Genomic DNA, 13191 nt, shown 5'->3' with positions numbered 1-13191 from the left:
AGATGCAGCGGAATCAGGCGACGACAGGCAGCACGTCGATGGCGTAGGCATGCCGGATCGCGCGGCCGCGACGCGGGTCGAACAGCTCCATGGTGAATGCCGAGGCCGGCCGGATGCCGCCCTGCACGGCCACGGTGCCGCAGGTCATGCCGGTGCCGTCCGACAGGCGCGCGCCGCCGCCGGTATAGGTGGCGATCAGGTCGGCCGGCGAACGCAGGCTGGCGAGCGGGCCTTCCTGGTAAGCCACGGTGCGCCCGCCCTCATCGATCCACGAGCGGATGACCAGTTCGTCCCAATAGTCTGCCACGTCCGCCAGGCGCCAGGCCTGGCGGGCCAAGGGCTTGACGCAGGCCTGCTTGGAGAGCGCGACGCTGTGCGCCTCGAGTTCGCGGTCGGTATGGTCGGACGCCACCGACACGTAGCTCTCGCCCCCCGCGTTGAAGACGAAGGCCTCGACCTCGCCCGAGGTCTGCGCGCCCACGACCTGGACGCGCTCGGCCTGGGTGAGCTGGTTGACCGCGATGCGATAGAACAGCGGCGTGGCGCTGGGACGCGGCACGCCGATCGCCGCGAGCTCCTCGATGTGGTGCTCGATGACGGCCTGGTCGCGTCCGGCCCAGCCGGCGACGACGAGTTCGGAGAAGTCCACGGCGAGCGGCTGCTGACCCGCGTCGTCGATGATGTCGAAAGTGACTTGCATGGGAATTACCGGTGAAAGGGCCGGCGTCGCGCGCCGGCCCGGACTAGGTTCAGCGCATGGCCGCAGGCAGCCACAGCGCAATGCCGGGGAACAGCACGAGCAGGCCGATCATCACGAACATGGCGAGCACGAAAGGGATGCTGCCCACGATGATCGCATTCATCGAACCGCTTTTGCGCAGGCTCTGCACCACGAAGAGGTTCAGCCCCACGGGCGGCGTGATGAGCGCGGCCTCGACCAGGATGATGATGACGATGCCGAGCCAGATCGGGTCGTAGCCCAGGGTGATCATGATCGGCGCGATGATGGGAATCGTCGTGATCATCATCGACAGGGTCTCCATGAAGCAGCCCAGCACGATGTAGAACAGGATGACGATGAGCAGCATCCAGCCGGGCGACAGGCCCAGGCCCTGGATCGCGCCGACGATGTCGTCGGTGATGCCGGTGGCCGACAGCACGAAGTTCAGGAACGCGGCCGCGATCACGATCAGCATGATCATCGCGCTCGAGCGCATGGTGCCCTCGATGGCCTCACGCAGCATGCGCAGCGTGAGCTTGCGCACGCATGCGGCGAGAACCAGCGCGCCGATCACGCCCAGCGCGGCCGCCTCGGTGGGCGTGGCCAACCCGGCGTAGATCGAGCCCACCACCAGCAGGAAGATGAAGGCCGGCGGCAGCAGGTGCACCAGCGAGCGGAGGCGTCCCGACCAGTCGGCTTCGATCCGCTTGCCGCCCCAGGCGGGGCGCAGCAGGCAGGCGATCAGCACGGTCAGCATGAAGAGCCCGGCGAGCACCAGGCCCGGGATCAGGCCGGCGAGATAGAGCTGCGGCACCGACGAGTTCGTCAGCACGCCGTAGAGCACCAGGTTGATCGAGGGCGGGATCAGGATGCCCAGCGTGCCGCCGGCGGCCAGGCTGCCGAGGAACAGCGACTCGTTGTAGCCATAGCGCTTGAGCTGCGGCATGGCGACCGTGCCGACCGTGGCCGCGGTGGCCACGCTGGAGCCGGACGTTGCGGAGAACAGCGTGGAGGCCCCGATGTTGGCGTGCATCAGGCCGCCCGGCAGCCAGGACAGCCACAGGCTCATGGCCGAGTACATGCGCTCGGCGAAGCCCGAGCGCAGCAGGATCTCGCCCAGCAGGATGAACAGCGGAATCGCAACGAGCAGGAACTCATTGTTGGTGGCCCAGGAAAGCTCGCCCATGGCGCGCGACAGGGGCAGCATGCTGAACAGCGGGTCCAGCACCAGGCCGAGCACGCCCAAGGCAGCAGCCACGGGGATGCTGGCGCCGATCAGCACCAGCAGAAGAATCAGGGTGGTGGAAATCATTGCCGTGCCTCCTCGACCAGGCGTTCACCCGCGGCAGCCTCTTCGGCGGCTTCTTCCTGCGCCGAACGCACGCCGGCAATCGCCTTCACGGCGGCGATGTCGCCCGTGACGAGCGCGACCGATGCGCGCACCAGCATCAGCGCGAGCACGATGCACATCCAGACCAGACCGAGGAACCACATCCCCTGCGGAATCCAGAGCGGCGTGGCGAGCGGCGTGTTGGCCGCGGCATTGCGCGTCCAGGAGGTATGCACCACGTCGTAGGCGTAGAACGTCATGAAGGCCATGAAGACGCCGAGCGCGACGATGGCCAGCCAGTCGAGCACGGCCGACACGCGCACCGGCAGGTACTGGTAGACCACATCCACGCGCACATTGGCGCGCTGCAGCGCGGCAAACGCCAGCGCCCACGCGGTGCTGATGGCGAAGGCGTAGCTCGACAGCTCGTCGGCCCCGCCCGTGTTGAACCCGAAGAAGCGCCGGGCGAACACGTCGAAGCCCACGAGGAGCACGCTGGCCAGGGTGAGCGCACCGCCCGCCCAGACCGCCATGCGCGACATCGCCTCCGCGCCGCGCAGCAGTCCGCCGAGCACGCGCAAGTTCTGAAATTGAGTCATGGAATCACTCCGCGACAGCGCGCCCTCCGGGCGCGCCCATGCGAATCGGAGGGGCCGGCCTTGCACCGGCCCCCGCAGCACGATCAGCGGCTGGCGGTAACGCCCAGCACCTTGCCGATGGTGGCGTTGAAATCGGTCACGCACTGCTCCGAGCAGCGCGCGGCCCACTTCGGCAGCACGGCTTCCTGGGTGACCTTCTTGAGCAATTCACGGTCGGCCTCACTCGGCTCGACCAGCGTCATCTTGCCCTTGACATCGTAGGGGCAGGCATCCGCGCCGGTGTTGCAGTCGTAGCCTTCCTGCGTCTGGCGCGCCGCGGCGTCCCAGATGTCGTCCACGAGTTCGCGGATGTTCGTCTCGAGGAAGGCCTGCACCTTGGGATCCAGACCATCCCACACCTTCTGGTTGACGGCGTGGATCTGCTGGTTCCAATTGATGGGCAGCGCGTACAGGTGGGTGGCGACTTCATACCACTTGGCCGAATAGCCCGAGAGCGAACCGGTGATCGCGCAGTCCACGACGCGGTTCTGCATGGCCGGCACGACCTCGCCGAACGGCATGGTCACGCTGGTGCCGCCCAACGCCTCGACGAACTCGGCGGTGGTGCGGCTGCTGGTGCGCACCTTCTTGCCCTTGACGTCGGCCAGGCTCGTGATCTCGGCATTGCAGAACAACACCTGGGCCGGATAGGTCGAGACGCCGAGCAGGCGCACGTTCGCGCCGTCGCCGTAGACCTTGGCGTAGACCGGCTCGAACGCCTCGGTCACCTTGCGGGCGGTCTCGACGTCCGGGGCGAGGCCGGCCAGGTCGATCGCTTCGTTGATCGGATCGTCGCTCGCGAAATAGGCCAGGGTGGCCGTGCCGAACGGCACCACGCCCTGCGACATCAGGCGCATCAGTTCAGGCCCCTTCAGGCCCATCTCGTTGAAGCCGCGGATGCGCGCCGTGATCTGTCCGTTGGAACGCTCGGGAATCGTCTTGGTCCAGAAGGGACGCTCGTACTCGGTGTAGGCCGTGAGGTTGCTCAGACCGCCGACGACGTTGAGCTGGGTCTTGGGCAGGTCCTGGGCCTGGACGGCGCCGGCCAGCAGTACGGCGGCTATGGCGAAGGTGTTCTTCATGCGAGGCTCCGAAAGCGGGATGGTGGTGCGCGCGGCCTCCCGATGGCATGTCGCGGCAACGGTAGCGACCCGCCGCGCCCCGCGTCGCGCTGTGTCGGCGCATCCGGGGTTCGGCCGGCAGGATCTGCTGACGCATTGCAACGCATGACTTCCCTTGGCGTCCAATCGTAAGATCGGATGCGGGGTCATAAATATTCTTTATGTCTGGCGCTTGCGGGCGATGCGGCGCGCCGGCCTGGGCAGGGCCACGCGGCGCGAGACGCGCGCGCGCTGGGCGGTCTGCTGCGCCAGCAGCGCGAGCATGCGCTCGGCATGGCTGTCCGGGCCCTGCACCCAGGTCGCCGTGAACGAGAGATCGGGCAGCGGCTCGGCCTGCACGTCGAGCACGCGCAGATCGCCCGCGGCGAGCTCGGCGTCCAGGAACACGGGGGTGATGACCGCCGCGCCGATGCGGTCCTTGGCCATGCGCACCACCATCGACAGCGAGGCGCTGCCATACATGCGTGGCTGCGGCACGCGGGCGCGCATCAGCATGTCGCGCACGTATTGATAAGGCTGGCTGTTGGCCGGATAGGTGATGACCGGGAATTCGGCCACGTCCGCGAGCGTCAGCGGCTCGGGCGGCAGGGGCAGCAAGGGGCTCGCCACCCAGGCCAGCGGATAGCCGCCCAGCGGCAGGTTCTCCACGCGCGGCTCGAGCACCGGCCCCATCAGGAAAGCCAGATCGATGCGGCGCGACATCAACTGGGCGCGCATCACGTCGCTGGTGTCCACGTCGATCTCCAGGACCAGCGCGGGATACATGGTATGCACGCACTCGATGAAGGCCGACAGCCAGGTCTGCACGATGGTCTCGGCCACGCCGATGCGCAGGCTACCGCTCATGACGTTCTGCTCGCGCGCCGCCTGCAGCATGTCCTGCCGCACCTGGAGCATGCGCTCGGCGTGCGAGAGCAGCTCATGGCCCTTGCCGGTCAGCCTGACGCCGCGGGCATCGCGCTCGAAGAGCTTCACGCCCAGCGAATCCTCGAGCGAGGCGATGCGCTGCGAAATGGCCGGCTGAGTGGTATTGAGCTTCTCGGCGCAGGCGCGGAAACTGCCCAGCGTGGCCACCCAGTAGAAGGTCTCGATGTTGCGCAGATCGATCATGCACGCATTATGGATCAGTCGCGCGCGGCCAAGCTGTGAAAGAATACGGCTTTGCCCGCCACCAGAACCATGAGCGACGCCGCCCGCGGGGCAGACGCCGCCATTCTCAGTACGCATGCGCCAAGCCGAATCTCCGTTGGGTAACCCTTTCGCCGCCATCGGCTGTGTCCTGCTCTCCCAATGGTGCCTCTCCACGCTCGACACCAGCGGCAAATGGGTCATGCAGACCGGATTGACGATCCTGGTGCTGAGCTGGGTGCGCTACGTCGTCCACCTGGTGCTGGTGCTCTCGCTGGCGCTGCCCTCGCGCGGGATGGCGCTGCTGCGCTCGCAGAACCCGCGCGCGCAGATCGTGCGCGGCGGCGCCATGCTGCTCGCCACCCTGATGTTCTTCTCGTCGCTGCAGCGGCTGCCCGTGGCCGTGGCCACGGCCATCAACTTCATGGCGCCGCTGATCGTGCTCGCCGCCTCGCCCTGGCTGCTCGGCGAACCCAGGCGCGTCTCGCGCTGGGTGGCCGCGGGGGTCGCCTTCTGCGGGGTGCTGGTGGTGGTGCGCCCGGGCAGCGGGCTCGACCCGCTGGGCATCCTGTTCGGCCTGGCGACCGCGATGTGCTTTGCCGCGCAGTACATCGCCACGCGCCGCGTGGCGCAGGACGACCCCATCACCACCCTGATCTGGAGCGGCCTGGTCGGCACCATCGTGCTGACCATCGCCCTGCCCTTCAGCCTGCCGTCCAACCTGGACGTCCTCGCCGCGTTCACGCCACTGCAGTGGCTCGTACTGATTTCCACCGGCGTCTCCGGCGCGTTGGGCCACGTGTTCCAGATCCAGGCCTTTCGCCTCGCACCTGCCTCGCTGCTGTCGCCCTTCATGTATGCACAAATCATTTCGGCTAGCACACTGGGCTGGCTGGTCTGGGGCCACTTCCCGGACGCCTTCACCTGGGTCGGCATCGCCATCATCTGCGCGAGCGGCGTGAGCATCGCGTTGCTGGAGTGGCATACCGGGCGGCGTGGGGCAGCGGCGCGGCGATGAAAGCCTTCTCGCCTTCCTCGTCGTCCGGAGACATTCCGGCGCTGCACTTCTCCACGGACCATCTGCGCTTCGCACACGCCGGCAAGGGCCGCCCGGTACTTCTCGAACTACTCTGCGACGCCGATCCCGCAGGAACGCACGCTCGGAAGAGATACCTTTCCGGAATCCATCAGTACATGTAGTTGAGCTTGAGCGAGCCGTTGTGGGAACGGTAGCCGCTGGCGAACTCGCCCGAATATTCCAACCTCAGGTCGAAGTTGCGGCGGGTGATCAGATTGGCGCCCAGGTTCAACTTGGCGCGCGTGCTAGGCGCGGACGATACCGTTCGGAACGTCCCCGCTTCGGCGACGGCACCTATCAGTTGCGCGTCGGCGCCCCAGCTACTGTCGTTATAGGCGGTCATGCCCGCACTCGCGTAAGTATGCAGTTGCAGGCCGTTGCCCAGGCGCATCCGGTGGCCGATCTCGAGCATGGGCGACGCGGCCAGCAGGGTGTCGCTGGCCTTCGACACACGCAGGTTCAACGCACCCGCACCAGTCTCTTCGTAGCCGTCCGTACGCATGCGCGTGGCGTGCAGATCGAGGTAGGGCTTCAGATACCAGGTATCGAACGGGATCTGGCGCGCCACACGGGCATGGACCCCGACGTGCCGACCCTTGAACGAGCCTTCCGCCGTACGGTCGAACTCGGGCAAGCGGATGCGGCGCTCGGCATCGTAGTCGGCGATACCGGCATCCACCGCCCCGGACACCATCCAGTCGCCGAACTGCCGTTTCAGCACCGCGCCGACCGTGAAGCCGCGGCCTTTCACCGAGGCGCTGCCCGCACTGTCGCGCGCCCTCGTCCGGTCCGCCGAGACCGACCCGCCGAGGAACCAGTCGTCCCGCAGGCGCATCTGGCTGCCGAACTGCACCGTGTAGTCCTCGGTCTTGTAGCCGTTGCTCGACGAACTGGGGTCGCGCCGCGACTCGTTGCCGATGATGCGGCCCCAAGTGCAGGAACCCTCGCTCGATCCGGCGCCGTTCTCGCCGAACTGCGGACAACTGCTCATGCGGCCCACGAAGTCGTGGCTGCGGGTCAGATGGGAGATACTCGCCGCCTGGACGCCTTCGTTGCCGAGCTGCCCGAGCACGCTCGTCAGCTCGTCGCCGTCCTGGACCTTGGCAAGCGTGGCATAGTGCTGCGCCATCTCCGACCCGACGTTGCGCGTGAAGCCGGCGTCCAGGTGCTGTGCCAGATTGACGGTGGCGGGGCTGGCCGAGAACCGCTGCGCAGTCGCGGCGATGTTCGCCTGTGGCGTTACCGCGATCGAGTTGTCCTGGACATCGAGACCGAACGTGAACTGGCCCGCGTTGCGCCCCACCACCGTCGGCACCGCATTGAGCTGCAGGGCGCCGTCGGCCTTCAGGACGGTAAAAGGCGTGGCCGTCAGCGTCTTGGGCTCGATCATGATGCGCGAGCCGGGGTTCATCGTCGCGGTGCCTGTCACATGGGCCACGCCGCCGGTGCCGGCCGCGAAGTCGACATTGCTGTACAGCAGGTTGTTGTTGACCAGGTCGCCTTCCAGCAGGTGCGAACCGTACATGTCGATCTCGACGTTGTTGACGAATTGCGCCGCATAGCTGTAGTCGCCCGGTGTCCAGCCGCCGTTCTCGAGGATGCTGAAGGTTCCCCAGCCCAGCTTCACGTTGCCGATGATCCAGCCGTAGTTGTCCAGGTTCAGCGTGGCGCCACCGTAGGAGTAGACGGCGTTGCCGCCGGCCTGCGTGGCCTCGATCGTGCCGTAGTTGTGGATCTTGTTGCTGGTGTCCGTATTGGCGAGCCCGCGGAACACGACGGTGCCCAGATCGCCGGCGCTGCTCAACACGCCGTTGGCGCCCACGGTGAGTACGGCTTCGTTGTTCGAGCCGTACTGGCCGTCCGGATTGATGAAGACCGCAGCGGCGTTCGTACCGGTGGTCTGCACCTTGCCATCGACATTGACATAGATCGGATACGAGATGCCGCTGCCGCCGGCCGTGCCCATCAGCACGCTGTCCGCGTCCATCGCCAGCCCGCCGCCGCCGCCCACGCTCTGCGCGAAGATGCCGTGCGATCCCGTTCCGCTGGTGGTGACCAAGGCGCCGCCGCCGACGTTCACGTTCACCTCGCCGCCATTGCCGCTCAAGCTGCCGTTCTGCTGGAACGCTGCGATGCCGCCGGTCCCGCTCGACGGACGTGTGGCCAGCAGGCCGCCACCGCCGATGCTCTGGGCAATGACGCCATAGGATCCGTCGCCTTGCGTGGACACCATAGTTCCAGCGTTGACGGTCACATTGACCGTCTGGCCGTCGCCCACCATGGCGCCGGTGCCGAACAGTGGCGCCTGCGCCGTGTCCTGCGCAACCGCGCCGACCAGCATGCCACCACCGCCGCCGATACTTTGCGCCACGACGGCGTGCGAGCCGGCGCCGCGGGTCCGGATGCTCGATACCGCCACGTCGACCTGACCGCCGTTGCCGCAACTGACGGCCGCCGCGCCGGTGCCGCCGCAATCGCTGTGCGTGTCGCTGCCCCCCACCGTGGTCGTCACCACCGGGGACCAGTCGACCGCGCTCTGGTAGGTTCCGCCCAACGTGGAATTCTGCGAACGCATCAGTGTGGCCGTGCCGCCACCGCCACCGATGCTCTGCGCGACCACACCGTGCGAGGACACGCCGCTGGTATCGAGCGAGGACTGGGCCCCGGTATTCACGGTCACGTGTCCGCCGACGCCGTTCGCGCCGCCGCTGCCGCCCAGCGAGACGTTGAAGACCTGGATGCGCGTAGGATCGCCCAGGGTCATGCCGCCGCTGCCGCCGCCGCCGCCAATGCTTTGCGCGCTGATGGCGTTGGCCGCATCGCCATACGTCGTGATCACGCCGTTGCTGGTGACGTCGATGTCACCGCCCTTGCCGGAGCTGCCGCCGCCACCGCCGATGGCGACGGAGCCCGAGAGAGGAATGTTGGTCGATGCCAGGCCTTGCGGATTGTTCTCTGCTTTGGCCGCGCTGGCAGAGCCGCCGGAGCCGCCCACACTCTGGGCGAAGATGCCCGCCGCGTTGGGACCATGCGTCTCGATCACGCCGGTGTTGTTGACGGTGACCAGGCCACCGTCACCGCCCGAACCCCCTTGTCCACTGATCGTGGCGCCCACGTCGACCGTCACCGTCCAGGAAGACTCCTGATCGGCTCCCGCCTCCCCCGGCTCGGGGTTGTTGGTCACATAATTGGTGAAGGCGTCGCGCAGCGCGTCGATGGCCTTGTCGCCGATGATTTCGTCCTTGACGATGTCGTAGAGGCCATTGCCCTTGTCGATGACATTGCTGCCGATGCCCAGCCCACCCGCCAGATAGTCCGCGGCGCGCACTTCGGGGTCGGTGCCTCCGCCCGAGGTCGACTTGTCTATGGTGCTGCCGCCCGAGCCGCCGACGCTCTGCGCAAACACACCGTCCGCCTTGCCGCCGAACGTCAGGATGGAGCCGTCGTTCTGCACGGTGACCTTCCCACCGTGGTTCCCTGAACCTCCGTCGCCGCCCAGCGAGACATTGACGACAATGTTGCCGCCGGATCCACCGGCCGCCGAGGCGCCGCCGATACCGCCGCTGCCGCCGATGCTCTGGGCGCCGAGGCCGATGGCGCCGTCGCCGTTGGTCGTGACAGATCCCCAATTGAGGTTGTTGACGGTAACGTCGCCGCCCAGGTTGCCGGACCCGCCGTTACCGCCGATGGCAACGGTCGTCGTGACGCCCTCGTTCTCGCTCAGGAACGACGCCGTATCGATGGAACTCGATCCGCCATTGCCGCCGCCACCGCCGATGCTCTGGCCGAACATGCCGATGGCGCCGGTACCGAAGGTCATCACGGAGCCCGCATCGTTCGTCAGGTTGACGGCGCCGCCCAGTCCGCCGGCCCCGCCGGAACCGCCGACCGCGACCGAGAGGTCCACCGTGGAGTTGAAGGTTGCAACCCCGATCGCGGTGGAGTCTCCACCATTGCCGCCCCCACCGCCGATGCTTTGCCCAAAGAGCCCAATGGACCCCGCGCCCCGCGTGAGCACGACGCCATCGCTGTCCACGGTGACGTTGCCGGCGTCACCGCCCGAGACCCCTTTGCCGCCGACGGCCGTCTTCATGTTGACGGAGGGGAAGTCCGGGGAGTTGAAGGCGTTGAGCGTCTCCGCAAAGCTCGCACCGCCGTTGCCGCCGCCCCCGCCGATGCTCTGGGCGAGGACGCCATAGGAGTCGCCCTGCTCGGTCACGACCTGGCCGTGATGGTTCACGCTCACGTTGCCAGCGGTGCCGCCCGAACCGCCGTCGCCGCCGATGGCCACGGCATTGGTGATCTGCGCGCCGATGTCCAGGCTGTGAGCCGCGCCGCCGTTGCCCCCGCCGCCGCCGATGGCCTGGGCCAGGATACCTGCGGAATGCTCTCCATCGGTCCAGATGCTGCCGTAGTTGTCGACCTGGACTTGCTGCCAGGAATCCGCGGCGGTGCCGGCAGTGCCGCCGCTGCCGCCGGTACCGCCGATCGCGAGCGACAATACGCCGCCCGCCGTCAGCGCGCTGGCGCTGCCACCGCTCCCGCCGCCGCCGCCGACGCTCTGGGCCAGCACGCCCGCGGAGCGCGCGCCCTTGGTCGAGATGCTCGCTCCGCTCGTCACGGCACCGGTCTGGGGATCGACCGAACCCAGGCTGACACGAACCGTGCTGCCTTTGCCGCCCGCTTCGCCGTCTCCACCGACGGCGACCGAGAACAAGGTGGTGAGACTTCCACTGACGGAAACGCTGCCGCCGTTGCCGCCGCCACCGCCGATGCTTTGCGCCATGATCGCGTTCGCATCGTCGCCGAGCGTGCTGATGAGCGCGCTCGGGCCGGTATTGCCGGCATAGTCATCCGCCGCCACGGTGACGGTGCCGCCGTCCCCGCCCAGGCCGCCGTTGCCTGCCTTGGCCTTGTATATGGAGCCCGCGGTATTGCCGTTGCCGCCCGATCCGCCCACGCTTTGCGCGACGATGCCGGCAGTGCCATAGTCTTGCGACGTCAGGGTGCCCGCTGTGTAGACGGAGACGCTGCCCCCCGCGCCGGCGGCGCCCCCGGCACCGCCGTTGGCCGGATCCGCGTTGCCGTCGGCATCCCCGCCCTCGCCGCCGTCGCCGCCGAAGCTCTGCGCGATCACGGCGCCGGACGTGAAGGACAGCGCCGCCTGAACGTCTGGCGACCTGGGATCGATGACGTAGGTCTCCCCGGTGCTGTGACCTTGCACGCCGCGCACACTGAGCGTGGCATTGCCGGTATTGATGAGCACGATGCCGCCCCGGCCGCCCGCCCCGCCAGCGCCGCCCTTGGCATGCCTGCCATCGCCAGCCGTCGTGTTCGCCTCGGCGCCGTAGGAGCCGTTTCCGCCCACCGTCGAGGCGATCACGCCCGCGCCATTGGACGTGATGGAAGGCCGCCCGCTGTCGTCGAACGCAGAGAACGTGATGTTGCCGCCCGTGCCCCCGGCGCCGCCATCGGGCCCGTGGGCTGTGTCCTCGGAGGTCTTTGCGGAATAGTTGTCGCCGCTCGCACCATTGCCGCCGTTGGCCACGAGCACCACGGCTGCCGGCGCAAGCTGCGTCCCCGAGTAAGGCGCAGCGTTGACGATGGACCCGTTGGCCTTGAGCACGATGGTGCCGCCGTCACCGCCGCGGCCACCCTGCCCGCTCTTGCCGTAATTGGCCGGCATTCCGCCCCCGCCGCCGTCGCCACCGTTCGCCGTGAGCCTGAGAGTGGAGGTCGGGCCGCTGGTGGTGGCGCTCGCGCCGGGCTGGAACTCCACGCTCAACGCGCCACCACTGCTGCCGTCCGCGCCGGCGCCGCCGTTCTGCCACTCGGTGGCGACCGACGATGCGGCGTCGCCACCCTTGCCCCCCTTGCCGCCATTGGCGGTCAAAGTCACCGCAGGATTCGCGGCATCGCCCTGCAGGTTCCAGCCGGACGGGTATTCCTGCACCAGGCTGCCCGCAGTCGGCGTTGTCGGGGCTTCATGGCCGTTGCCCGAACCGTTCGACCAGCACCCGCCGGGGGCCGAACAATGGCCGGCACTCCCGTCCGTTCCGGCGGCTGCCGATGCATCCAGGTTCACGGGCTGGGCCAGGACCATGGCGGGCAGCAGCATCGCCACGGCGACAGAAGGAAGCAACAGGGCCGTTTGCAGCGATTGGGCCAACAGCGTGCGCTGGTATCGGGGCGCTTGCGTCGAGGCGACGCGGCGGGGTTTCCGGGCTGTCATCAATGGCTCTCAGGGAGGATGGGATGGGAAAACGCGCCCTAACCGCTGGGCAAACGCACGTTGGGAGGGTAAACAATTGTTCGTCGATGTGACGAACATTATCACTAACAGATGGGTAATGGTTATCCAAACGTCTCAATTTTGACGCTATGCCGTCCCCACCAACTCGGCAAACGGGCCAGGACGTGTCTATGGTGAATGCGCTCGGCGGCAGCCGGGCTTCAGGGCTTGAGACCTGCAGGTTTGCGTGACATGCTGACGCTCCAGGCTGCATGGATTGTTATTTTTTTATACGCTCAGCCTACGGATCCGCCCTTGTAGTTCGTGGGCTGCAACGCCCTGGGTGTTGGTGTCGGCACCGGCATCCAGGCTGAGGCGCGTAGGTACCGACGTGGCGAGGGCATGCAAGCACGGGGACCGATCCCGGATTCTCGGGCGACGCGGTTTCGACATGGTGGAGCGGCATGCGGCGAGCGCCGTTGCCGCCCTCGCTCAGGCATTCATGGTTCGAAGATCGAATCCGTCTGCCGACAGCGCGTCCAGGCGCGCCATCAACGTCGCCACGGCACCCGCCGTGGAGGAGGCAGCCGTGATCAACACACGGATTCCGACCACGAGATCCGTAGATTGGACAATCCAAACCCTGCCGATCTGAAAATCAGCAACAACCGTGTCGCGCACGATCGATGCCGACCACATTGCCGGTGTCGGCGCATAACCAAGGCCATGCGTGATGGTCAGGGTCTTCTCTCCGGTGGAGTCCACCGGGAGAGACGCCGATAGGACTGTCCTGGAAGTAAAACCCTGGACGTCATCGATATAGGCTATCGAGGCAGCTCCCTGCGCCGACGCTCGCATTGACCTCATGACGCCGCCGGCACCAATGTTCCGAGTGCGGACTCTCTTGAGTACCGTGTTATCACCGGCGCCGTTGATGTTTCTG

General features: G+C 67.3%; 8 protein-coding genes. 1 reads left to right on the top strand and 7 read right to left on the bottom strand.

Going from position 1 to position 13191, the window contains the following annotated elements:
* Window positions 1-13: 13 nt before the first annotated feature.
* The 5 genes from FOZ76_RS21250 to FOZ76_RS21230 all read right to left on the bottom strand — a co-directional run bounded on the left by FOZ76_RS21250 (window position 14) and on the right by FOZ76_RS21230 (window position 4920).
* Window positions 14-700: a DUF2848 domain-containing protein gene (locus tag FOZ76_RS21250; protein ID WP_143950270.1), complete on the bottom strand. Its 687-nt coding sequence runs from the start codon at window positions 698-700 to the stop codon at window positions 14-16.
* Window positions 701-749: 49 nt separating this feature from the next.
* Window positions 750-2033 (bottom strand): TRAP transporter large permease, encoded by a 1284-nt coding sequence (locus tag FOZ76_RS21245; RefSeq protein WP_143950269.1) that lies wholly within the window; start codon window positions 2031-2033, stop codon window positions 750-752.
* Window positions 2030-2650: a TRAP transporter small permease subunit gene (locus FOZ76_RS21240; RefSeq protein WP_143950268.1), complete on the bottom strand. Its 621-nt coding sequence runs from the start codon at window positions 2648-2650 to the stop codon at window positions 2030-2032. The genes FOZ76_RS21245 and FOZ76_RS21240 overlap by 4 nt, the downstream gene beginning before the upstream one ends.
* Window positions 2651-2733: 83 nt before the next feature.
* The gene (locus FOZ76_RS21235; protein WP_143950267.1) at window positions 2734-3771 is read right to left on the bottom strand and encodes a TRAP transporter substrate-binding protein; all 1038 of its coding nucleotides are present in this window, start codon (window positions 3769-3771) and stop codon (window positions 2734-2736) included.
* Between the two features lie 198 nt (window positions 3772-3969).
* On the bottom strand, window positions 3970-4920 hold the full coding sequence (locus FOZ76_RS21230) for a LysR family transcriptional regulator (protein WP_143950266.1): 951 nt from the start codon (window positions 4918-4920) through the stop codon (window positions 3970-3972).
* A gap of 115 nt (window positions 4921-5035) precedes the next feature.
* Here FOZ76_RS21230 and FOZ76_RS21225 point away from each other — a divergent pair, with 115 nt between their 5' ends.
* The gene (locus tag FOZ76_RS21225; protein ID WP_143950265.1) at window positions 5036-5956 is read left to right on the top strand and encodes a DMT family transporter; all 921 of its coding nucleotides are present in this window, start codon (window positions 5036-5038) and stop codon (window positions 5954-5956) included.
* A 169-nt stretch (window positions 5957-6125) separates the two neighbouring features.
* Here FOZ76_RS21225 and FOZ76_RS21220 read toward each other — a convergent pair whose 3' ends face one another.
* A complete protein-coding gene (locus FOZ76_RS21220; RefSeq protein WP_143950264.1) occupies window positions 6126-12158 on the bottom strand; it encodes an autotransporter outer membrane beta-barrel domain-containing protein in 6033 nt (2010 codons plus the stop codon).
* A gap of 582 nt (window positions 12159-12740) precedes the next feature.
* On the bottom strand, window positions 12741-13013 hold the full coding sequence (locus FOZ76_RS21215; RefSeq protein WP_143950263.1) for a hypothetical protein: 273 nt from the start codon (window positions 13011-13013) through the stop codon (window positions 12741-12743).
* Window positions 13014-13191: the final 178 nt, after the last annotated feature.

Origin of the sequence: Verticiella sediminum (genome assembly GCF_007558815.1) — a bacterium.
Taxonomy (GTDB): domain Bacteria; phylum Pseudomonadota; class Gammaproteobacteria; order Burkholderiales; family Burkholderiaceae_B; genus Verticiella; species Verticiella sediminum.
This window is presented reverse-complemented; position numbering and strand designations above follow the sequence as displayed.

Coding starts and splice junctions, on each gene's coding strand:
- FOZ76_RS21250 (WP_143950270.1), bottom strand. CDS start 700: ATGCAAGTCACTTTCGACATCATCGACGACGCGGGTCAGCAGCCGCTC.
- FOZ76_RS21245 (WP_143950269.1), bottom strand. CDS start 2,033: ATGATTTCCACCACCCTGATTCTTCTGCTGGTGCTGATCGGCGCCAGC.
- FOZ76_RS21240 (WP_143950268.1), bottom strand. CDS start 2,650: ATGACTCAATTTCAGAACTTGCGCGTGCTCGGCGGACTGCTGCGCGGC.
- FOZ76_RS21235 (WP_143950267.1), bottom strand. CDS start 3,771: ATGAAGAACACCTTCGCCATAGCCGCCGTACTGCTGGCCGGCGCCGTC.
- FOZ76_RS21230 (WP_143950266.1), bottom strand. CDS start 4,920: ATGATCGATCTGCGCAACATCGAGACCTTCTACTGGGTGGCCACGCTG.
- FOZ76_RS21225 (WP_143950265.1), top strand. CDS start 5,036: ATGCGCCAAGCCGAATCTCCGTTGGGTAACCCTTTCGCCGCCATCGGC.